Origin of the sequence: Neobacillus kokaensis (assembly GCF_014656545.1) — a bacterium.
Classification (GTDB): domain Bacteria; phylum Bacillota; class Bacilli; order Bacillales; family Cytobacillaceae; genus Neobacillus; species Neobacillus kokaensis.
Genome location: NZ_BNDS01000015.1, coordinates 16,558 through 40,660, shown reverse-complemented (window position 1 = coordinate 40,660; position 24,103 = coordinate 16,558). Strand labels below are relative to the sequence as shown.

At 33.6% G+C, this 24,103-nt stretch carries 17 protein-coding genes and 1 pseudogene; 17 read left to right on the top strand and 1 reads right to left on the bottom strand.

The genetic code is table 11. From position 1 onward, the window contains the following. Nucleotides 1-116: 116 nt before the first annotated feature. The 17 genes and pseudogenes from IE222_RS16485 (at nt 117) to IE222_RS16410 (ending at nt 23,525) form a co-directional block, all read left to right on the top strand. Nucleotides 117-1,943, top strand: coding sequence for a hypothetical protein (locus IE222_RS16485; RefSeq protein ID WP_191274661.1), 1,827 nt, complete (start codon nt 117-119; stop codon nt 1,941-1,943). After that, nucleotides 1,940-3,475 carry a methylation-associated defense system protein MAD7 family protein gene (locus IE222_RS16480; RefSeq protein ID WP_191274659.1) on the top strand — a complete coding sequence of 512 codons (1,536 nt, stop codon included), beginning with the start codon at nt 1,940-1,942 and terminating at the stop codon, nt 3,473-3,475. The genes IE222_RS16485 and IE222_RS16480 overlap by 4 nt, the downstream gene beginning before the upstream one ends. Next, complete coding sequence (locus tag IE222_RS16475; protein ID WP_191274657.1) at nt 3,476-8,758, top strand: FtsK/SpoIIIE domain-containing protein; 5,283 nt, start codon at nt 3,476-3,478, stop codon at nt 8,756-8,758. Nucleotides 8,759-9,176: 418 nt separating this feature from the next. After that, complete coding sequence (locus IE222_RS16470; protein WP_191274655.1) at nt 9,177-9,416, top strand: hypothetical protein; 240 nt, start codon at nt 9,177-9,179, stop codon at nt 9,414-9,416. Nucleotides 9,417-9,607: 191 nt separating this feature from the next. Continuing rightward, nucleotides 9,608-9,820 carry a hypothetical protein gene (locus tag IE222_RS16465; RefSeq protein WP_191274654.1) on the top strand — a complete coding sequence of 71 codons (213 nt, stop codon included), beginning with the start codon at nt 9,608-9,610 and terminating at the stop codon, nt 9,818-9,820. Nucleotides 9,821-10,393: 573 nt separating this feature from the next. Continuing rightward, nucleotides 10,394-11,110, top strand: a complete 717-nt coding sequence (locus IE222_RS16460) for a DUF6710 family protein (RefSeq protein ID WP_191274652.1) — start codon at nt 10,394-10,396, stop codon at nt 11,108-11,110. 303 nt (nt 11,111-11,413) lie between these two features. After that, a pseudogene (locus IE222_RS16455) lies at nt 11,414-11,853 on the top strand (transposase); the annotation flags it as partial. A 1,053-nt stretch (nt 11,854-12,906) separates the two neighbouring features. Continuing rightward, nucleotides 12,907-14,106, top strand: coding sequence for a hypothetical protein (locus IE222_RS16450; protein ID WP_191274650.1), 1,200 nt, complete (start codon nt 12,907-12,909; stop codon nt 14,104-14,106). Nucleotides 14,107-14,517: 411 nt separating this feature from the next. After that, entirely contained in the window at nt 14,518-14,787 is a 270-nt protein-coding gene (locus IE222_RS26440) for a hypothetical protein (RefSeq protein WP_223282753.1), read from the top strand. Beyond that, nucleotides 14,775-14,990, top strand: a complete 216-nt coding sequence (locus IE222_RS26435) for a hypothetical protein (RefSeq protein ID WP_223282752.1) — start codon at nt 14,775-14,777, stop codon at nt 14,988-14,990. The genes IE222_RS26440 and IE222_RS26435 overlap by 13 nt, the downstream gene beginning before the upstream one ends. A gap of 52 nt (nt 14,991-15,042) precedes the next feature. Continuing rightward, the gene (locus tag IE222_RS16440; protein WP_191274647.1) at nt 15,043-15,330 is read left to right on the top strand and encodes a hypothetical protein; all 288 of its coding nucleotides are present in this window, start codon (nt 15,043-15,045) and stop codon (nt 15,328-15,330) included. Further along, on the top strand, nt 15,326-15,592 hold the full coding sequence (locus IE222_RS26950) for a protein NO VEIN domain-containing protein (protein WP_191274765.1): 267 nt from the start codon (nt 15,326-15,328) through the stop codon (nt 15,590-15,592). Before IE222_RS16440 ends, IE222_RS26950 begins: the two co-directional genes overlap by 5 nt. 282 nt (nt 15,593-15,874) lie before the next feature. Further along, nucleotides 15,875-17,779, top strand: coding sequence for an AAA family ATPase (locus IE222_RS16430; protein WP_191274645.1), 1,905 nt, complete (start codon nt 15,875-15,877; stop codon nt 17,777-17,779). Then, nucleotides 17,757-18,653 carry a hypothetical protein gene (locus tag IE222_RS16425; protein WP_191274644.1) on the top strand — a complete coding sequence of 299 codons (897 nt, stop codon included), beginning with the start codon at nt 17,757-17,759 and terminating at the stop codon, nt 18,651-18,653. Before IE222_RS16430 ends, IE222_RS16425 begins: the two co-directional genes overlap by 23 nt. Nucleotides 18,654-19,074: 421 nt before the next feature. Then, entirely contained in the window at nt 19,075-19,221 is a 147-nt protein-coding gene (locus IE222_RS26945) for an NUMOD4 domain-containing protein (protein WP_370465061.1), read from the top strand. Nucleotides 19,222-19,861: 640 nt separating this feature from the next. Then, a complete protein-coding gene (locus IE222_RS16415; RefSeq protein WP_191274640.1) occupies nt 19,862-22,087 on the top strand; it encodes an McrB family protein in 2,226 nt (741 codons plus the stop codon). Next, nucleotides 22,062-23,525 carry a DUF2357 domain-containing protein gene (locus IE222_RS16410; protein ID WP_191274638.1) on the top strand — a complete coding sequence of 488 codons (1,464 nt, stop codon included), beginning with the start codon at nt 22,062-22,064 and terminating at the stop codon, nt 23,523-23,525. Before IE222_RS16415 ends, IE222_RS16410 begins: the two co-directional genes overlap by 26 nt. A gap of 230 nt (nt 23,526-23,755) precedes the next feature. Here IE222_RS16410 and IE222_RS16405 read toward each other — a convergent pair whose 3' ends face one another. Further along, nucleotides 23,756-24,004, bottom strand: a complete 249-nt coding sequence (locus IE222_RS16405; RefSeq protein WP_223282751.1) for a YusG family protein — start codon at nt 24,002-24,004, stop codon at nt 23,756-23,758. Nucleotides 24,005-24,103: the final 99 nt, after the last annotated feature.

The following is a 24,103-nucleotide window of genomic DNA, read 5'->3' as shown; positions in this document are numbered from 1 at the left end:
TAGATATAAAATATCTAGGTCTATTTTTTTTTTTATATAAAGAATAAGCGTTTTATATGTTAAAATATGGTTAGAATAATAATATACGAGAGTAAAAGGATAAAGGGGGACTAAACGTGACAACATACCAGTCAAGTTGGATAAACTTTCTTAGGCAATATGGTCCAATACCAAGGAATGATAATATGTATGACGAAGCAATCCAACGTTCTATACAAAGAAAAGGAATGGAACCAATTAAGGTAGAACCTGAGTACTTGCCAAATTTAATAGAAAACTTTAATTCAGGTTACCCACAGACTATCATCCTTACAGGAACCGCTGGAGATGGGAAAACATTCTATTGTAGAGAAGTCTGGACTGCACTCGGGGGTCCAAAGGAAGTTTGGGATAATGGGAACACAATAAAATCATTGGAATTACCAGAAAAAACAATATTCTTTATTAAGGATCTAAGTGAATTATCAGAAGAAGATAAAAACATTATTAATAATTTGGCCGACTCAATTAAAAATGGTGGTAATAAAGTATTTCTTGTTGCGGCAAACGATGGGCAGCTTATTGAGGCTTGGAAAAAGGCCGATTATACATATGATGTAGCTGAAGTAACCGGAATAATAGAGGATTTATTAGTTAATGAAAAGGAAGAGCACCCTGATTACAACTTGCAGTTAATAAATTTAAGTAGAACAAACTCCGCCAGGACCTTCCAAAAAGTTGTTAAATCTGTGGTTGAGCATCCAGGTTGGAATGAGTGTGGAAATTGTTTATACAGAGAAAGTACATGTCCTATTTGGGAGAATAGGAAGCGCTTGAAAGGAACAGATGATAACAATGTTCTTAAATCTAGATTAACGAACCTACTAGAATTGTGTGAACTAAATGAAGTTCATATACCAATAAGGCATCTTTTGTTATTAGTTTCGAATATGATATTAGGTCATCCTGAGGCGAAAGATAAACTGATGAGCTGTAATCAAATACCCAAAATATTAGAAGATAATTCAGCTTCAAAAGCGAGTATCTATAGAAATATATTTGGAGAAAATTTAAATCCGCGTAGACGGGAACAGACCGAAATATTTTCAATTCTCAATCGTTTTGGTATTGGTACTGAAAGTAATAATTTAATTGATAATATGCTCATTTATGGAAATGACGAACCTGAATTATTTAACTTATACGATAAATATATGCTATCTGATACTTATTATGGTGCAGATGAAACATTTAAAGCGCACCAAAAATCATACCTAGAGGGCGATGTAGATAAAGAAGAAAGCCAGGAATTTATAGGTAGATTGAGATCACAAAGACAAAGATTATTTTTCTCTGTTGACGATAATGATGTAGAAGAAATTAAAATATGGGATTTAACTACCTTCAAGTATGCCGGAGAGTTCCTAGAGAGTGTTTATCGAAGATTAGGGAATGAAAAAAGGGTTCAGCCCAAAATCCTATCCAGGTTAGTAAAAGGAATAAACAGAATATCAACAGGATTACTTACTAAGGATACAGATAAGATTTTTCTATCAACTTCAGGAAGTCATTCACAATCCAAAATTAGTAGAGTCTTTGAATCTGAGATATCTGTTAGACCGAGTAGAGGAGAGAGTGTAGATATTACGCTTGAAAATGGGAAACCGCTGTTATCAGTTAAAATGTCCTTAAGTCCTGAAATAAGACCAGTAAGCCTTAAATTGCATTTAGTGAGATATGAGTTTATTTCTAGGGTAGCTGAAGGTGAACTTCCCGGAAGTTTTTCAAGGGAATGTTATGAGGACCTCCTTGCATTTAAAAGTAGATTAATAAATCAACTAGAAGCTCGTAGAAAATTAGAAGGCGCTGATGAATATGATTCGGACCGACTTGTATTAGAACTCCTTCGATTAAATAACGAAGGGATGCTCTATACCCGTTCAGTGGAGGTTGAATTTGAATGATAGATAGATTACCACGACCTAATGGTTTCGATTCACCTAGAATGTGGGTGGACGAAGCTATCTGGGGCCATCGTCTTTATGATGAACAAACACCCTGGCTATGTCTTATGGAATTTTTGAATGTTCTTCAATCTGAATATAACGAAGGTCGGGCATTCCAGGAAGATAATTATAACACCCTAAAATATATTGCCTACTCCCGTATGTATTTAAGAAATATTTTATTTAATAATCCTCAAATGCAGATAATTGAGAAGGAATACGAAAATGATAATAATGCACAATGGAAAAAGTGGATTGAAGAAATGAACGATAAAAAGGGTGGATTGGGTTCAGCAGACTTTTCCTATTTAAAAGATAGCTTTCCTAATTTTCAAGACTTTGTAGATATAATTAAATTTCTACAAACAACAACAATCGAAGGAGAAAATAATAAGAGGTGGAGTTCTCAGTTTATTTTTCCCTATGGCCCAGATTGTTTATATGAAGATGTCCGAGTAACAGGGTCAAGTACTAGTAATGATAGAAGATTTTTTGGACGAACAGGTGAGTTGCTTTATTTAATGCTCTCAAGAAGTTCTAACAAAAATGAAATCCTAAGGCACTTAGGAGAAAAAATACTCGATGGGAAATCACCACTTAATAGACTTGTTGCAAAACTTCAACCAAGTGTTGAACGGTTTGGTGGACAACCGCGAGACGGTGGATATCTACCAATTGCAAGTTTATCGGAATATGACTTGTTATCAGAAGATTGGCTTAATCTTTTTAAATGTAATATGCCAAACTATGATGTTTTTCCTCATTTGGTAAATATCACTGGATTGCATTTATTAATTTATTTTTTAAATCGTTCTAAAGAGGTATTAGTTAACAATAAAAAAACATCTTTCGTTTTAGAAATTATTGCACCACAAAAAACAATAATACGGGATTTAGCTGCTAATTCATACTCAGAAAACAATAACCTATCCAAACAAGCAATTGAAGAGTATATATTTGGAATCAAGAACACCGATGCCTGGAAACAAGTGGAATTATCTGATGAACCATTTGAAGCTGCAAAAGGGTTAATCGAGAATGTTTTCTATTGGAAAGATGTAGAAAGTTCATCAGCAACAACCCCAGAAGGCTTATTAGAAGAGCTCTCAAAAAAAGTTGCAATAAGACATAAACAACATGTTCAAAATTTCCATAGAGTGTGGGGAAAAGAAATTGGTTTAGTTTCAAAAAGAAGTAGTAGAAGATTAAGGTATGCCCCTACGGATACTTTATTGAAGGCACTAGTTTTAAGTAATGTTAGCTCAAAAATGGAGTTTCAAGAATTTCTAGATTGTCTATTTCAGAAATATGGTTTTGTAATTGGTGACCGTCAAGCTAAGTCTTTGTGGGAAGAGGGGGATGCAGATCAAGAGGCATTTTCTGAAAACGCAATTAGACTTGAACAGAGACTATCAAGCATGGGACTTTTGAAAAGGTTATCGGATGCTTGCGCCTATGTTGAAAATCCATATGTTAGAGGAGTAAATTAAATGAATGAGTTAGATTTAATCGGTAAAGTAGCAACTGAATACCTCAGGTCTAACTTCAGGACAGATGTTGAATCTGAGGGTTTAGCCCGTTTTCTTTTAGATAGATTAACGGGAAGACAAGTTGCTCGAATTTGTAAAGAAATATTAGATGATGCAGAGTTAAGCTCCTATATTGAGATTAAAGTTCCAAGTAAACTAGTAGAGGAGTATCAATTACCACCAGATATTATTACGGAAGAAAAAACAACTTATTGGAGAAATGCTCCAATAGATAAACCAGCAATCATTTTGGCAAACACTAACGATGACCAAGGACAATCATTAAGAGATATTACAACTATTGGTGCCAAGGATTTAAAAAGTAATCCAGATATATGGGTTAACGTTGCAAGTTCGGGTTTAGCTCTTACAGACGAACAGAAAAAAATATGGAAACAGGCGATAAATGGCTTACAGTCAATTAGTGAATATAGCTTAGAGCGTTTTAGTCAGTATGTTGTTGAAGTTAGAGGCAAGATTATTCGTGACAGTGTACCAATAATAACAGCATTAGGATGGGCTTTACCATCTTTAAGACTTCCGCGGGATTCAGCATTTTTTGAAGCCATTCCGGATAAATTCTTAGGTCACAAAAAAAGATGGGCAGATCTTTATCAATCTGCAATAACAAAACGAGCATGCTACTTAGTTAAACAATATCCCAACAGAGAAGTAATTGATAATGATGACTTGCAATCTTCTTATAAAAAGGTTGAGGATGACATTCCTGATTATGCCAAGGAATCTATTGAAAAATTTATTCAGGCAAAATCAGGTTGGACTCAGGAAGCAGCTGAACTGGCAAATTATGAGTGGGAGCTTGACAATATTTATGTTTTTTTCTCTGGAATAAAAGCCAAAAAAGTAGATTTAGGTACCCAAACGCTAGAACATTTAATAGATGAACACTCCGATACCCTTACACAAGATGACTTCGATTACTTAGAAACTCTATCAAAGAGGACAAGTTCTGAACCTAATGAGGAGGATATGGAGTTTTTCGAAAGTCACCGTCAAGAACTGGATGCTAACCGTTCCTTAAAATCAAAGTGGGATAGATTTGTATATGGTAAACCAATAGAATCTGATGATTTTATTGCTGGCTTATTGGAAGCTATAGAACGGCTTTTTTCACAAAGTGGAAGTATTGCAGGTAAAAAAACATTAAGGATTAAAACACATAAAAAAAGTAGTAAAAGTTCATGGCTTGAATTGAACACCGACATTGGCCTGTTTTTTTGTACAAGATATAGAGGTTTAGATAGATTAACGCAACCAAATATGAATTGGGACGTACACTGGCTATTCAATTATGATGAGCTTATAGAAGATGCCAAGAGTAAACCCAAATATAAAGAAAATAACTCGGTATCACAGAATGCTACTCAGATAAAATTTTATGTTGAGTTAGAATATGAGGATGAAGTCCATCCCTCACATCAAGTTCAATTAATTTGGAAAGGTGACCCAAATAAAATCGGCGCAGAACTACATAAGGATTTGTCGAGACTAAGGAAACATCCATTTCCTCTTTCCAAAGTATCTAAGAACCCAATAAGTAAAAAAGGTAAATTACAAGGAGTTTCTTTAAATGATGTCGGTACATTACAAGCCGTGTATGGACAAAATAGAGGGTCTCTTATAGCAAAATATAATTCAAATAACGATATAAGCAAACTTTTTGATAAGAATCTTAAAACAGCCTTTGAAGAAGGTCGCTTATTAGATACTGCATATACACAAGTTAAATTCGCTTGGGAACAATTCTCACAAAAGTATAAGCAGTCGATAAATGATTTTATAGAAGAAGGGCTTTCAGCAGAATCATTAATATTACAGTGCAATGCATATGATAAACTTCTTCAGTCATTACAACTACATGCTACAAGTGATATAAATAGGGTTGAATTATGGCAACCCATACTTAACTTAGGTAATGTTCATATTAATGGGGATCAACCAATGTCAATTATTACTCCTTGGCACCCAATGCGTTTAGCTTCATTAGCAATTAAGGCAATTCAGTTTAAGAATTTAATTAAAACGATTCTTGATTCCGAAGAAGTTGATTTTGGTGACTCGAAACTTTTCTTTTCAGATTTAAGGCATGACTTCACCCAACCATATTATCCTGAAGTCACTTATAGTTTTAGAGGTAAAGAGCCAGAACTTTTGTCAATATCGGATTCAGTTAATGAGTATAGCCTAATGGAGATACCTGTTAGGAAATTTAATAATCTACAAACTAATGAAGATCCAAAAGAGGCAAGTTCAAAAGTATATAACCTAGTTCAAAAATATGTTGAGCTGCAACCACATGAAAGTACTAATCTAGGTGTGGTTCTCTATAATTGCGATTCAACAAGATTACCTAAAGCAATTGTGGATTCTTTATCAACTCTTCGAGACCAAAATGACGATATTCGTTGCCAAGTTGTATTACGTCATCGTAACTTAGAGAAACTTAGTGAACTATACATGAAGATGGTTGAAAGCACAGATGAAGATGCTGATACTTTTGTTGCTAGTGAAATATCACGTGATTTTATGGCTAGGCTTAGAATTGGTGTAATGGCAGATACAGCTCCAGTAGATGGTTTAAATGAAGAGAAGCCTTCAGATATTGTGTTTTTACAAGAAGTCATATCTCGTGAAGCGAAATTTGTTTGGTCTCCTGTAAAGAAGAGTGCAATACCGGATCTATTAACACATTATCCTACAAGATGGTCAAGAAGAAGACCTTCTGTAAAGGATGAATTAAAGTCCACAGCTTATTTAGTTTGTCCTAGCCAACCTTCAGTGGGATGGTCTTATTTAAAAGCAATCCAAGCTGTGTGTGACGTTAATGAATATGATCAGGATAATTACTACTTACCATCAAGACAGATATCATTTCAAAATGACGAAACAAGAAGCATTTTTGACGAAGCCCATAAAATTGGAGAATGGGTTGCTAATTATGATGAATTGCTTGATCAAAGGTTATTAAGAAATCAGGGTGTTAATGTTATAAAATATCAGCATAGTCAATCAAATGGTCCCAACTTAGTAGTATCAACAAAATCAAAACTGAATCTATTGCAAATTTTAGTTAAAAGAAGGTTGAGCTCTTTAAATCTTGGCCTATCGGAATCTGAACTTGTAAAACTTGCAGAAACATTTATTAATGAAGCTAATATGTTATCTGGAGATATTGTTTTAAGAGCAGCCAAACGTGGGAAGTTCGCTAGTGAACTTCTTGGAGTGGTACTGAGTAAAGCATTAGTTAAATCTGAGCTTGGACAGTCAGAATCAATCGGTTGGTTCTTCCTAGATGATTACGCTTCTTGGTTAGGTAAGAAAGAAGAGCAAATTGCAGATATATTAGCCTTATGTCCTAAAGAAGAAAATGGTAATTTCTATCTTCAAGTGATAATTACTGAATGCAAGTATATTGATATTAAAGGATTAGCAAATTCCAAAAAAATATCTCGAAAACAATTAAAAGATACTGTATTAAGAATTAATAATGCCCTCTTTGGTAGCCCTACGAGATTAGACAAGGATCTCTGGCTTGCAAGAATAAGTGATTTGCTAGTTGAAGGTGTAGAATTTACTAAAGAATCTTCCCTGTCATTAGAGGAATGGAGGGAAGGGATTAGAAATGGAGATATACCAATTGATTTAAAAGGTTATTCCCATGTATTTGTGTCGAGTTCATCCGATGATAGTAATTTAGATTGTGAACAAATACAGATAACTGAGTTAGAAGGGTGTTATCAAGAGGTATACAATAGAGAAAAAGTTAGAGAACTTGTATTAGGAATTAATAAAAATGAGCAGTTAACACCTATCCGAAATGGAATTGGGGATGAAAGACCATGGGAAACTGTACTTGCAGAATTGCCACCTGAGGGTAATTCAGAAGAAACAGAGGATGAAAATGAAAGTGGGTCTTTTCAGAGCCAAACTGAGCAAAATCAACAAAATACATCTTCAGATGTAATGAATAATAGTGAGCAAAATAAGTCTACAGGAACAGAAGAAAGTGATAATGATGAATCTGTTGGAGTTGAGCCGTCAGAATTTTGGGGAGGCTCTTACTTGGAAGAATGGGTAGATACGGGTGTTTCACAAATGGTGGAAAATGGTTCTGAGGAATGGTTAAACGAAGTAGAACGCAAACTAAAAACAGCTTTAATGTCATATAACTTACAGGCAAAAGTATTGGGCTCACGATTAACACCTAACTCAGGAATTATTAGACTTAAAGGTTCTGATAATCTCAAAGTTGAGGACATTGAGAGGAAGAAGTCACAGTTATTGACCACTCATGCCCTACAAGTATTAAATGTGGTAGGAAGACCTGGTGAAATAGTTGTATTTATCGCAAGGCCAGAGCGTGAAGTTATTTATTTGCGAGATCTTTGGAAGAGACGTAAAGTGGAACAAATTATGCCTGGTATGAATATGAACTTCCTTATAGGTGTTAAGGAAGTGGATGGGGAGTTACTTTATTTGAACCTTGGTGGGGCGTTTGAAGGATTACAACAACACGCACCCCATACTCTTATAGCAGGTGCTACTGGGAGTGGTAAGTCTATATTGCTACAAAATCTTATTCTTGATATTTGTGCTACAAATTCAAAAGAAATGGCTCAGGTTTATCTAATTGACCCAAAATTTGGGGTTGATTACCAAAGCTTAGAGGACTTACCTCATTTAACAGAAGGCATAATTATTGACCAAGATAAAGCTGCTACAGTCTTAGAATCATTAGTTACAGAGATGGAAAGTCGTTATCTGACATTTAGAGAAAATAAAGTTCCAAATATTAAGGAATATAATAAGAAAGCCCCTGAAGGTCAGAAAATGCCTTTAATATTTATGATACATGATGAATTTGCTGATTGGATGCTAGTAGATGAATATAAAAATACTGTTTCTTCATCTGTTCAGAGGTTAGGTGTAAAAGCAAGGGCTGCTGGAATCCACCTCATATTTGCTGCACAAAGACCGGATAAAGACGCATTACCAGTCCAGCTAAGAGATAATTTAGGTAACAGATTAATTCTTAAAGTAGAAAGTTCAGGCACCTCTGAAATTGCTTTAGGAGAAAAAGGTGCGGAAAGATTATTAGATAAGGGTCATTTAGCAGCAAGGCTTTCAGGGGAATCTAATTTAATCTTTGCTCAGGTCCCATTCTTATCAAGTGAAGATTCTTTCGGTGTTGTAAATGCAATCAACAAAGGAACGGGTTACTAAAAAATTCTAACCATTTTAAAATAAGAAGCCACTAAACAATAAAATAGTGGCTTCTTATTTAATATGTTAAAAATGATAATTGGGGTGAGGTATGGAAGCATATCCTCCATATGCTACAGTTAAAAAAGCCAGTATAAAGAAGGTAATCAATAATATTACATTACGTGATTGGTTAGAGATTGATATAAATAAAAACGCATCAAGAATACTATTATATGTATTAATGAATCCTAGTAAAGCAAATAAAGTTCTAATAGTGTTGACCAGATAAAAGATATTTTCATAGCTAGTAACCGATGGATCAACGAGTGTTAAACTATGAAGGTGATACTAAGTTAGGGATTGTATCTTGGCGATGGTGTATTTTTCATAGTATTCCGGTCAGTAATTAAGAAAAAAATACAAAGGAGCTACAAAAATGAGCGATTCACAAAAGAGATGGGATGAAATGATGGCCAAAATTGAAAAGGAATATGCTGAAGAATATGGATTAAATACCGATAAAACAATGGCTGAACTTTTAAACGAATTTCAATATCTTTTCAATGGGATCAAGGATAAAGAAGAAAGTCCCAGGAAGAATTTTTTTTCCAAGATGAGATTTTCGGAAATCGAGAAAAGAATTTTTACCTGGCCTACATTATGTGTTCATTATTAGATAAGACTCCTTCTGAAATTGAGAAGGAAACAGGAGTAACGCTGCTGGAGCTAGAAAAATACATCAGGGAAAACAATCTGAAATTATAAAAAATTTGATAGGATAAGAGAGAGAAAGTATAAAAGCTTTCTTTTTTCCATTATAATAATAGGCAGAGTTTATCAAATAATTTAAAAAAAGGGGTATGATTCATGAAAGAAGTATTTAAAAGCGCAAAATTAACTATTGAGTACACATACGAGCCGGAAGCTGGTGAAAAAGCTCCAACAATCAGTGAACAATCCGCAACATTGGATATCCCGCAGGAACATCTAGTAGCAGTTTTGGATTTGCTACAAGAAAAGGGGGTTTTTAACGGCCATCTAAGAGGTATCGCAAAAGAGCTTGATTTTAAAAGGGATTAACTAGAAGAGATAACAAGGTAACACTCGCTGTATGCGATTTATCTTTATCGAGTAGGGATTTTTATTAAATTCAATGCAACACAATGAAATTGAACAGTGCTATGGAACAAAAGATGAGTTAATAGCTATTTTGGACTCAAAGTCAAAAAGTTTAATAATAAGATAACATAAATGATCTTTCAAAATACCAGGTAATATAACATTCTTGTTTATTCAAGAAAAGGGTGCTATCCTGCAAAAAAAGGATATGCACCAATTTTTCATTTTAGGGCTTTCAGAAATTAATGATGATAGTAAACCATACATAAAAACAAGTAGAAATACATAAGAAGCCACAAATAGCAATGTATAAAATGTTTCGGAATATTCATTAATAAATCGAGATGCTATAAAAATAGTTGTAAATATTGAAGTAATAATATAGGTTATAAAATTCCTTAATAAATATGTTTTCATTTCAACAAAACCTTTTTAATCTATTAACAAAAGAAAATGGTAAATTAATCTCAATTTGTATTAATTTTAAAAATAAGGTTGTAATCATACTATATTAAAAGTAAAAAGGAGAAAATCATGCTAAATTTTTTCCGAACCAAAAAGATAAATATTAATAATGAAGAAAATACTAAAAATGAAAAACACCTTCAAAATTATAAAAATATTTTATTCGTTGCTACTACAATATTGAAAAGTGATAACCCTCATCGTATATACGACCTTATTTATTCTTTAGGAAAGCCGTACCAATTTGAAGTGGTAAATTTGTGTATTAAAGGAGTACCTTTATCAAATAATTCGGCTTTTTTTATTGAACATCTATTTTTCAAAAATGGAAATAAGTATTTTCGATTTAAAAAAACAGATGAAACAGGCAATTTTATAAATTATACTAGCTGCAAGAAAAAAACTACAATTCATCCCTCAGACTCTCTTATATTTGCTTTTCCTTGGAAATGCAATCGCTTATTGGATGCGTTTAATAATATCGGTGAAAAGGTAGGATATAAATGGAAACAGGACCCTTTGAATCATAGAGTTGTTCTTATTCACCCTTTGAATATTGGATATGTAACCAATGGTAACCATTCAACTGTAATGAATATTATTAATAATGAAGCGCCTATGTATGTTACGGCAGAATTAAATCTAGCACCTATTTACGAAGAATTATATACTGATGGACAATACTTTAGGAGAATAAAAGATAAGCAAAAAGTAGATGAAGTTGCATCTGTTGAGTTTGCTGCAATTTTTGAAATTGGGAAACTCATTTTAAGGAATAAAGTCTAAACTTTGTAAAGCCGCCAAATTTTTTGGCATAGAGTGTTTCTCAAAAACAATATTAATATTCTTATATAGCCGACTGATTTTATTAATAAATCAGTCGGTTTTTTAGTACCATGAAAGTAAAGGGGTGAACCTACCTTGAACGAATCTTTGCTTCAGAATTAGCCCCATCGTTTGCGAAAAAGATTGAATATAGAAGTACCTTAATATAATATTATAGGTAATAATAACTATGATTGAATATTCAGAAAATATTGAGTTGATATTGGAATAGTTTATTAGAAAGAGAGTAAATATGCATGAATCATTCCAGGTGTTGAACAAATGTTGGCGATTAAGGGAATAGAGAAAGACACGGTTGCAGGCTTTTTTTCAGAGGTAGGAGACCTAAGTTACTATTCCCACCCAAAGGCAGATTATCATTAGCTGGGCTTAGTTTAAAGGAAAATACATTAGGTAAGCATAAAGGACAAACCAAAATTACCAAGAGAGGAAGGAAGACTTTAAGAGCTCTCTTCTTCCGTGTTGCTATGCCTCTGGTGGCTAAGAATACCGCTTTTAAAGCTTTACATGAGTATTTTACAAAACGCCCAAATAATCCTTTAAAAAAGATGCAATCGCTGATTGCAATATGTAACAAGCTTATACGAATTTTGTTTACCATCGGTTAAAAGCAATGTGAATTTAGTGAAGAGCCTATGTTAAGGGACATTCCTAATATGGCGGAATTACAGAAAGCAGCTTAAATTTCTTTTGATTGAAATTATTTAGTAGAGTGATCGTTTTAAACATTTGGAGCACGGATTAGTCAGTAAAACAACTAAAGTACCGGCAAAGACCCTGTCGGGCAGCATGACTGACATCCACCTCAAGGAAAGGTTGGACGAAGGAATTTTGGAGCAAAGACTCTGTGAGAAATGGGAGGGTTGACCTCCATGAGAAAAGTGGAGATCCACCAGTGCGACCATACTTTACCTATATATCGACCTTTTGGATGAGGTTGGTTTGGTAGCTATTAATTGTTTTTTCACTTTGCACCCAAAATTATCCCTTGGTACACAACTCTTCCAACATTCAAATGAATTTTAAAATAGACTACTACGTAATTCGGAGAAAACAAGAGAAATCGAGAAATTCCCCTTTCTATATAGAGGGAGTTTAGTTGAAGAAGGATTTTACTTCAAGATGGCGAACTTTTACTATATTTAAGGAGTTTGGCTAATGAAGGTGACGTAATTTCCTGAGGCAAGTATTCAAAATGAAACTGACAAACAAATAGAAGATTTTATGAAGTTTGCAGCTAACTATGAGGTCTTGATGTCAGTTTTTCAAATAAAAAAAGTATTGGAATATGGATGATATGTACAAAGTTTTCATTGAAATATATAAATCGTCAGTAACAAATTTAAAATTGATGCTAAATTATATTACGTCTTAATGGATAAAACTTCCAGTCGGATTATTAGCTTTAAAAACTATGGACGGCTGTGAAATCTATATTCCCAATCATTATATGATAACCCTTGAGACGAATAATTAGAGAATTCCCTTATTAGCTAAGGGCAAGTCCCAAAGATATTTAATTTGGGGATAAATTTGTGAATAAAGAACAATTAGAGGTTATAAAAGTTGGAAGTTTAGTCATTATAGCAATCAGTTTAGATATAATCTCTTGGAGAATGGGAAGTGTGGTTAATTTATTAAAGATTTAGTCCTGGTATCTGGCAATCATTAAGAAAATGTTAATCATAAGGTATAGAATAAATTGCGGAACATTAAGAAAAAGGTGAGAGTAAGATATGTCAGATAAATTTGAAACAACTAACGAAATCGCTAAGCGGAAAAGCGAAATTGTAAAAGCAATGACAATGACAGATGTTGAATTTTACCCTGCCATTATAGAAGAACAGATCTGTGTAGCTAAATACACAAAGCTGCCTCTCTCGCGAGTTAAAACCCTCGGGACTGCCTTTGAGCCTTTGACAGCGGCGTTTCGAAATGTCATAAATGGAGGTGGAGCTACAAGTGGATTATATCAAGTAACGATCCCAAAAGGTGGACACCTAGCAGAATTTAAAAATGGTTCTGGATACTTAGGTAGCGTTTTGAAGGAAAACGGTGCAGTAGGTGGCGGACAGGCCGTGTTGAATCCTCTTGTCTGCAATCCAACAATGCTGTTTATGGCTGCGACTCTAGCGACCATTGATAAAAAACTCGACAATATTCAAGAAATGCAGAAAGAGATCCTTGATTTTCTTCTTCAAAAAGAGAGGTCCGATCTTAAAGGTGATCTCAATTTTTTGATCGATGTTCTTAATAATTATAAATACAACTGGAACAACGATACATATAAAAATAGCAATTATAATATAGTCCTGCGTATCAAGCAGGAGGCAGAAAGAAAAATTGATTTATACAGAGCCCTGATAACTACTGAAATAAATAAGAAGTCGTCTTTTGTTTATTCGGATCAATGGGTAGAAAAGCTACTAAAAAAAATTCAGTCTGAGTTTAAAGACTACCTACTTGCTTTATATTTGTATTCCTTTTCTTCATTCCTTGAAGTAATTCTTTTAGAAAACTTTGAGTCAGCCTATCTTGATGGTATTTCTAAAAAAATAGATGATTATTCACTTAAGTATCGTGAACTCTACACTATGTGCTATGACCAAATTGAAGGTTATTCTCAGTCCTCAATACAGTCCAAAGGGTTAAAGGGATTGACAAGCTTTAGCAGAGATGTAGGCGATAATTTAATAAAGGAACGAGACATTAGCAAAGTATTATTAGGCGGGCCCTTTATATTTATTAGCAAAAAACTAGAAAAGAAAGGTTCAGAGAGAACAGAGCGGACTATGGAACAATTTAAAGAAAAGCAGAACGATTACATCCGACCTTTCGTTGAAAACATTAATACAGTTAACAAACTATATAATCAGCCAATCGAACTCATTTTTGATAAAGAGAACATTTACTTTGGAACGACAGAAGTGGAATAACAATTGCTTCTGTTTGATATTAGATGATGTCGAAAGCCAGTTGATAACCTATTTTATGGCCGACAATTCAAAATCTAGAAAGTAGCGGGTTCAATTTGATAATGATGAGATTATTAATCGGACAAATGGCAACGGTGTTAATGACTACCGAGAACGAGAAAAGGTTGCTACAGAAGTTATTTTGCCTTTTTGGGAAAAAGAGCTATACCCTAATGGATGGGTAAGCACACCGATTATAGGAAAAGTTGCGCAATGAAGCACTGGTCAAATATAGCCCAATCAAAGAAATAACAAAACAGCAATTGGACTATCTTAAGGTTGATTGAAACAAATCCTGATAAAAGCTTTGTGATTAATGGTGATGCAGGAACTGGAAAAACCGTGTTGCTGACTCATTAGGTCGCTAAGCTGTTGAGTGATAAACCTAATCAGCGAATAGCAGTCGTTTTGCAGCCTAATTGGATTCAAACGGCAAAGGATATCTTTAGAGTATATGGAATGAACAACAGTAACCTGAAAATTGCAACCTCGACACAGCTGATTAATGCTGATGAAAATTATGATGTTGTAATTGTTCACGAATCCATAAGCTTTCCAGAAAATTTCCTAAGCAAATGGCACCTTTTAACAGTGTGTATAAAGGAAGATTTGCTCAGGATGAGAACCACTTGGAGGCTTTAAAAAAATTAGGTCGTCAAATTGTGTTAATGTATGACGTATTGCAAGCTATTCGCCTTGCCAATATAACACGTGCCCAATTTAATGAAGCAACTAAAGACTTTGTAAATAGATACTTAACAACGCAATTTAGAATCCAAGCTCCAGCAGGAAAGAACTATTCATTCAGAAGACTTCGTAAATGGCATAAAATATCTTTAGTATAAGGATACTGGTCTATTAGAACAAACGAATTTTGACCCGAAATTTGACAGAGCAGTGTTCCATGATAGAGATGCGGATGTTTATTTTGGATATTTTGAAACAGAACAATATGAGGAATTAAAAGAGACGATTAGCGACTTAGATTCAATTATAGAAGAGGGATTTGAATCAACGGGTGCAATTGGTTCTGTTGGTGAAAGCTTAATAATAAAGCACGAAAGAATAAGGATATCTGGTGAAGGCAGACCTGACCTTAAACATTTGATAAAATTAATTCCTGCTGCTTACGCGGTAGGATATGATATTAACTCCTGTGAATTGATGAGAAAAAAGGTTAATTGAGGTTAAAACCACTGCAAGTTCTAAGCCTCTAGATTTTAAAAGATTTCACCTTACAACGAATGAGTGGAGCTCAGCTACAACTTTTAATGACAGGTACTATGTATACAGATTAATGGTTACAAATGGGAGTATCAAATTACTTCTTATACAGGACCCTGTTAATCAATATAAAATGGGTAATTTAAATGCAGTACCTCGAGATGGTATGGATATTACCTTTGACCCAGCTAAATGTGGTGAAGAGGTTGAACTTTTAAGATAATTGCCAAATAAAAAGCAGCCAAAAAATGCTGCTTGGTTTGGCTTCTTGACCATATATTAATATTGGCATGGGTTGAAATTTATGAGCAAAGACCTTATTTTATAATGCTTCACACCATGCCAAGTTCGTGCCAAGTTGCAATTATTATCCATTTTAAACTATTTGAAGAAATACCTTCATATAAAGGGTTTGAGCCGCTTTTTTATTATTTATTTCGTTCCATTTTAGGCACAATTAATCAAGTTCGAGATGGAAGGATCTATTATTTTTGGAGGATTGGAAATGGAATTAGTTTACCTTTGGATTGAACAATATCGTAACATAAGTCAAACAGGTTATAGCTTTTCAAATAGATTTAAGGTTAATTTTAATAAAGATAGATTATCCGATGGTTTGATAATTGCTGATAGGGATGTTCAACCTTCAATTTTTAATGATAAAGTAACAAATATTACAGCTATTATTGGAATTAATGGCTCTGGGAAAACAAATGTAATCGATTTACTAGGAATGAGAAGAGAGGACAGATTTGGTTTTGGTAAAGCAAAATATTTTATTGTATATCATTTGGAAGCAAATTTATTTGCTATCGAAGGCAGTGGTACAGAATTAATTAGTTCATCTTTAGATGATTTTCCAGAAGAAGGTAGCTATTATGGTTCTGTTTCAAACCCCTATAGTATTGTCGTCAAGAAAATTGATGATTCACTAATATATAATGGATTTTTACAATTGAATAATTTGAAAACTGATTATCATAAATCATTAAGTTTTTTACAGTTTCGTTATAACTACGATAATTATAGTTATCAATCATATAGAAGTTTTGCTGTAGATATTGAAGATAATATTTTATTTAGTAGATTAAATTTAAATAAAAAAAATACAGGAAATCAAGCTATTTACAAGATGTTGGTCGAGTTAAACCATAAGGAATATAGTAATGCTGAAGAAAAAGCTACTACTGGAAGGTTTAAATACAATGCTGCGGCTTCCTTAATTATAAATTTAGATATTATGTATAATGAGGATTTAGAACTGCCGATCAAAAAATTCCACACTAGTATAGATATTTTACGTAAAATGTCAAATAGGAAGCCAAAGACAAAAAAAGAATTAAAAGAACATTTTCTAAATAAAATGATGTATAACTTTGCATATTATATTGCTTCATATGCTACAACCGCATCCTCAGAGAATATACAAAACCTTATAACTGAACTTAAAGAATTTGAAAATAATATCAGCAACGAAATAAAACAAATTCCTGAACATTACTATACAAAAATTATTGAATACTTACTTGAAAGGTTCAAACAATACAATAATTCTATAAATATAAATACTATAAATTCCATTTTTAAAGAATATATAATAGTCTTAAATAAAATTAATGAGGATTTCTTTGGAAAGGATACACTTACCATACCATTAGATGCAAAAAATACTAATAATAACGTATTGCGATTTCTACAGGGAATTGATAGTTTAGAGTTTCTCAATGATGAAGAAATTTATTCCATACTAAAAATATTTAAGATTTCTTATTTTCCATTAAGTTCGGGAGAGAGTGCTTTACTTTCGCTTTTTTCAGCTTTATATTTCGGTTTAACCCTACCTAAGGGCAATCGTAAAGAGAAATTGATTATTCTTCTTGATGAGCCGGAACTCTCTCTCCATCCTGAATGGAATAGAGTTTTAATAGACAATTTAATTGAATTTTTAAATGATATCGAGAATGGATATGAAACATATCAACTTATTATAACAACTCATTCACCTTTTCTAATTTCAGATATACCTTCAGAAAATATTATTGCAGTTACAAAAGACAATGAAGGAGAAGGGAAACTAATTCATTCCATTGATTTGGGTGAGACCTTTGCAAGCGATATTCATACTTTACTTTCTAATGAATTTTTTATGTCAAGTACAATAGGAAGTTTTGCAAAAAGAAAAATAAATGAGGTAATAAAGTTCTTAAACGATAAAAATAATAACGAAGAATTTAGTAAAGGTTATATTGATTATATTATTAGTATAGTAGGAGAACCTCTAATTAAGAAAAAACTTAAGAAAATGAGAGATGAAAAATACGCTACAAAAAAGGAAAGACAAGAAAAAATTGCACAATTGAAAGCACAATTAAGGGAGCTTGAGGCATATGATTCCAATTCAGAATACTGATTTAGATGTAATGGCTGCGATACACTATAATTCAATATTAGATCACTTAAAAAATACCCGTTTAAAATATTCTTATGGGAAGATTGATAATTGGTTTAAATCTAACGGATCACATAAAGGTTTTCAAGATGTAATTTTAGCTGACTTTGATGAACTTACTAAAATAAAAGAGAGTTATAAATTTTCCGCATTTCCTGATGAAATTAAATATATTAGTAATACCTTGTATACTAATTATTTTGCTGATTCTAAAAGAGGACTTGGACAAAAAAATTACTCTGCTGCAAGTCTAGTTGAATTATTAGACGTTAAAGTTTGTCCATATTGCAATAGAAATTATATTAATAATATTAATTACTCTAGAAAGGGAGTAAAACGTACTTGCCAAATCGATCATTTTTATTGTAAGGAAAAATATCCTTTTTTAGCTATATCATTTTATAATTTAATTCCGTCTTGTTCCACTTGTAACCATATAAAAAGTAATTTAGATATTAGTTATTCACCATATAATAATAAGGTAAGTTCAAATGATTTAGGTAATTTTAATTTTAATATTAAGTCGATAGAATTTTTATATGATAGCAAATATTTAGATATTACATTTGATTGTTCTTCACTATTACAAAAGAATAAGGAACTCTTTCATATAGAATCTCAGTATGCAATACATAAAGATGTTGTCCAAGAAATTTTTAGAAAAAAAATTATATATTCAGATTCCAAGGTTAAAGAACTATATAATGATTTTCAAGATCTATTTCAGAATAAAGAAGAAGTAAGGCATTTAATTTACGGTGATACTCTTGATCAAGAGGATTTCTTAAAAAAACCGTTATCTAAACTTGTACAAAATATATATAGTTTAATATAGCTGATTAATCTTAGTAGTAGAGATGATTTGATGCTTATATAGGTGAAAAAATAAAAGGACCTGTTTGGTTAGAAGTTATTAAAATCAAAAATTGTGAATTAATCGATGAAGATGTTTAGTTAATCGAATCCGTAGTGAATTTCCTAATTAATCCCAGAGTCTACAATACAGACGGGCAGAAAAAGGGAAATACATATTGTCTGAGAGAACTATTAAACTTTTGTAATTTCTTAGTAAGCTGTATATGAAAGCTCCTAACTCATTACCGAAAGAAGTAAAGTTTTGCGATGTAACTGATAATGATATTAATAAGGGTGGTTAATTGGGATCTTAGTATTATTTTTCTAGCAGGTATTTTTCAGGGTGCGAAAATATACGTATGGAAATCGTGAAATGGAACCCCCTACCTAATTACTAAGGAATATATGAAGTAAGTGATTTGGGAAGAGTCAAGAGGTTAGCGGGGGATGCTGTAAGAAAAGATGGTTACATTAATAAGATCAATGAGAAAATATCCCCAAGCTGTGACGAAGGTTATAAAGTCGTCTCCCTGTACACAAAGGGATAGGATTGTATGTTTGTTTTTGACAATAAAATTGTATCCTTTCTTTGTTAGTTTACACCCAGTTCGACCTAAATTTATTTCAATTAGCTTATCTAATCTTAAATCTTTAAGAATATTATGATTTAAAAATGAGCTAGAATCTTGGGAATACACCTACATGGTAAATTGATGAAAATTCAGTTGCTGAATACGGGTGTATTCTTACATGTCAGGGACTTGAGTTTAGGTAAAGTACCGTAAAATGTTTGATCTTTTCCTGCATATTGATGCACTTCAAATATCACAGCTAATAGGTTTTCCAAATATGGCAAACTTTAATAAATGGAATTGGGGTCCTACTTTGAACTTCAGGGCATTGCAAATGAATCTTTTCCACTAATTTGAATCTTTTTCGCTTCTTTTAGGTGTCCCTATTTGCTGGCGGCATGAGGGAGTAGCAATTAATATTTTTGCTTGTTCCTTTTCAACAAATGCTTTGCCATTATGATTACCTCATTCATAAGTTAAGTAGGATATATGATGTTGGCTGATTTTAACAATTCTAGTAAAATAATAGTGAGTGAAAGAATTATTTAGGTAGACTATTGTGTTCCTCATTAATAATAAAAGATGTAAAAGTATGAATTTAAAGCAGGTGACTCAAATGTTAAATCTTACATATTTTAAATCTTTATTTCAGGAAGATAATACGGAGATTCGGTGCCGGAAAGTTCTTGATGAAATGTCTCCTGTATTGAAACCTTTATTTCAACGTTTTGTTGAAAAAATTGGGGTTCCCATTGGGAGCGAATACATTGTTAAAAGCTATGATACAACGCTTACTACCACCTATCATGATGCTCGTAATCCTGTCTATGCAGAGAAGAAAAAAGAGTCTGACATTGGCCGTAAATATTATATTAAACTCTATCGAAAAATTGATGAAAAAGAATTTAACCTTTTCACCTTGGAGTTTGATGGAATTACCAATATTATAATTCTAAATTTAGAGTTAAATTTTATTCCATTTTGGGCATGGGTAAGAAATGACCAAATACATAATGTTTTATCCGCTATTCCGTCCGATTACTCCATTTTTACTGGTTGGAAGGAAAAAACGATTCTAACAAAGGATGATTTTGTTCCTTTTATCAAGGGATGTATTAAACCAAGGAAACGTCCTTGGTTCCAAATAGGAAAAAGTCTGCCATTAGAAGGTCATTTAGATGAGGAAGAATTGCTGGAAGAATTAATAGATACCTGGGAGAAGTTAGGTCCATTCCGCCAATATTATATTCTAGAAAATGATATTTCCAAAAAAGCATATGATGCCCTAATGTTATTGGCAGCAACCAGAAATATTAAACAAACCCGATTATTAGGCCGGGAATACTCTTTGGAAATAGCTGCTGTGGAGGATCATAAAACTCACGGAAAACGCCAGCCCTTTTATTTATATGATGGGAATCAAATGGTTACCAAAGGTTTTCTTTATTACCTTGAATTTCATGATAAGAATTCGCCGTTCCAAACTATTATTGCCCAATTAGAAGGACATAATCATATTTTTACGAGTGCAAGAGAAATATTAGGAACAGATACAAAAGAATGGTGGATATCGAAAGTGTTCGCAACGCACAGTCAAGATAATCACTCCGTCATGAATGAGGCTATGAATCTCTTAATGAAGCACGACTTTCAAGTAAAAGGAAGTATATATTGTGTAGGCACCTTTAACAATGAAACACAGTCGTTTGTGGAAGGTTCGGAAAATGTAAAGAAAAAATTTATTGATGCAGCATTATTGTTTGCTCATGCCAGCAAAAAACTGAAACTGCCGTCTGAATTGGAGACTTCAGATAAAGGAATGGATAATGACGAAGAAACAGAAAACAGTTTGGAACCAAATTTTACCTTCCATGAAATTATAACTATGATTTCAAATAGTCAGTTTACTTTTTCCAAGGAAATCATTCGCGACCTCCATCTGAACTTAACCGCTTTAGATGATAAGCATTTTGTATTACTAAGCGGGATTTCGGGAACAGGAAAAACGCAGCTTTGCCGCCTATATGCAAATGCTGTTTATGGTTTGGAATATGAAAGTGAAAATCCATATTTTACGATAATTCCCGTTCGGCCTGACTGGACGGATGCATCTGCAATGTTTGGATATTATAGTTCCTTTGAAAAGCGTTATGTCACAACGGAATTTTTAACTGTTATATTAAATGCGTTAAAGGAGCGGGACAAGCCACATTTTATTTTGCTTGATGAAATGAATCTTGCCCGTGTGGAGTATTACTTAAGTGACTATTTAAGTGCTGTTGAATCGCGCAAAGAAATTCCTCTGCATCAGGATGATCAGATTACCGATATTCCGAAAAAATTGTTGATTCCACCGAATGTATATGTTTTGGGGACGATTAACGTCGATGAAACTACTCATTCCATTTCAGACAAAGTGTTGGATCGTGCTTTCGTTATGACTTTATCTGATGTAGATTTTGAATCGTATTGGTATGGTGTGGATCAAGACGTAAAATCAGTCCTTGTGAAGGAATTTCAGATTTTGAAGGCATTACACCATACTTTATCTTCATATGATCTGCATTATGGTTATCGGACAATGGGCGAAATGCTACAAAAATTATATGCTAATTATCAGCTTCCGGAAGAGTATCAGATGGATTCAATGGAAGCACTGGACCGAGTGATTGCTGAAAAAGTGTTAACGAAGATTCGCGGTGATGAACGGATTGCATATATGCTGGCAGAAATAGAACAATGGCTTGAAATGAATGTAAGTTCTTCATCTATCTCTTTACAGCATGTTAAACGGATGAAAGAGGAGCTCGAATACTATGGAGCAACACAATTCTGGCGCTAATATGCTTGAGGTATGGGATGTCAGGCAAGGCTGGGTTCCGCTTTTGGAGGCTTTTCTAACAGAAGGAACCGAATATAGAATTAGATGCCAAGGAAAACAACCGGATGTAAGGATTCATGGAATCCCGTTGCCTTTTTATCGTAACAATGACATGTCTTACGCAGACTTTATAACTTCATTTCAATCGGGTGTTGTAAAAATTTCTATCAATGATCAGCAATATGAAACCTATATTTATCCGGATGACCGCAAACTGACAATGGAACAATTCAATCGTATGCTGGAGGAAATTCTTGAGGAGGCCAATGCCTGCTATCACTTAAGCGGTTTGGAGACAAAGGTTTCGACATCTGGACGGAATCGAGATATTTCCTGGACACAATGGAGTTATATAGATCAAACCTTTTTTCAACTAAGACAAATATTTTTAAAGATTGAAAGGCAGCCTTTCCGCCGATTGGAAAGGGTTTCTGTCATGATGAAACGAGAGAAGGTCCGACATTCCGAACAAATGACTTTACGCTGGCTTGATTCAAAGGGCTATGGAGAAAAAATTCCAGGTCATGTCCAAAATGAAAAGAAACTTGAAACCATGGACCTTTATGAAAACCAGGTGCTAAAGCAACAGCTGCAGGAATTGTATAGGCTTCTTGGAAAATATGAAACTGTTGAGCATAAGGGTGTCGTGAAAAAATCCGCCAAATATAAAGGGACTGTCAAACGCTGGCTGAATAGTTCCTTTTTGAAGGAGGTAACTGAAAACAAAGGTCACTATACCATCACCCAAAAATTTCGAAAACATCCGGTTTACCATCTTTGGTATCAATGGTTTGATCAGCTTTATAAGCATAAACAGGACAGCTTAGGTTTTGACTATCCCATTTCATTAAAGGATACCTTCCAATTGTATGAAATGTGGTGTTTCATGAAGATTGTCAAAATCTTTAGAGAAGCCGGCTTAGTTCTCCATACAAACGGATTATATAAAACATCAAAGGATGGTATTTTTCTAAATCTGGCTGAAAATAAGGAAAGTAATATTCAATTATTATCCGGTTTGTCGCTTTTTTATCAACGTAGCTATCAATATGATACAAAGAAATTCTTTACTTTTACCCAAAAAATGATTCCCGATATTGTAATAGAAAGTGAAGCCGGAATCATTGTATTTGATCCAAAATATCGTGTCCCAACAAATCTAGGAACTGCGCTTGGGGAGATGCACAAATATCGTGATGGAATTATCCATCGGCAAACAGGCCAAAGAGCAGTAAAAGAAGTTTATATCCTAACCCCCACAAAAGCAGAACAGGCAGATGGTATAAGGTATTTTCAAGAGAAATATCATGAAAGATTTGGCATGGGGGCAATTCAGGCGGTACCAGGGGAAGCTGATGACGAGATGAAGAGGAAAATCGTAACAATCTTTCGGCGCTAGCAAGGATTTGATATAAAAATAATATTATTGATACTTTTTTTTGATTTTTGCTATGGGAAATTTACGATAAATCTTACTTGTAACTGGAAGAGGAGAATAATGGAACAAAAGTAGTTGGATTTAAGGCATTTGGGTCAGTCCCCCCTGGCAATTAAAGTTTAGTACACGGGGGATTGACCCTTTTAATAAAAGTCAGCAAAAAAAAACAGCGGGAACCTCCCGCTGTTCTCTTAACACCAACCGCCTTCATCACAATCGGTGTATCTAGCTTGTGGATGTTCGGTCGTTGTCACATGCTGATATATTTTTTGTTGGTCTGTTTCGAAATGATGGTCCATTTGGATTGAAAAACCACTAGGCAATTGAATGTTTCCGATTTTCTCATTTTCTAAGTAAAGTTCAATCTCGCCATTTTTAAATTTTCCTACTACACGGTCCGTAACGTCTATTTTCTGTTGTTTTAAAACCACATCATTCATCCTTTCAGACAGTCTCTGGAGTTAGTGTCCCCTGATAAGCCAGATTATTATTAGGGTTTTTACAAAAAAAGAAAAGGAAGCCTTTACATCGCGTGTAGT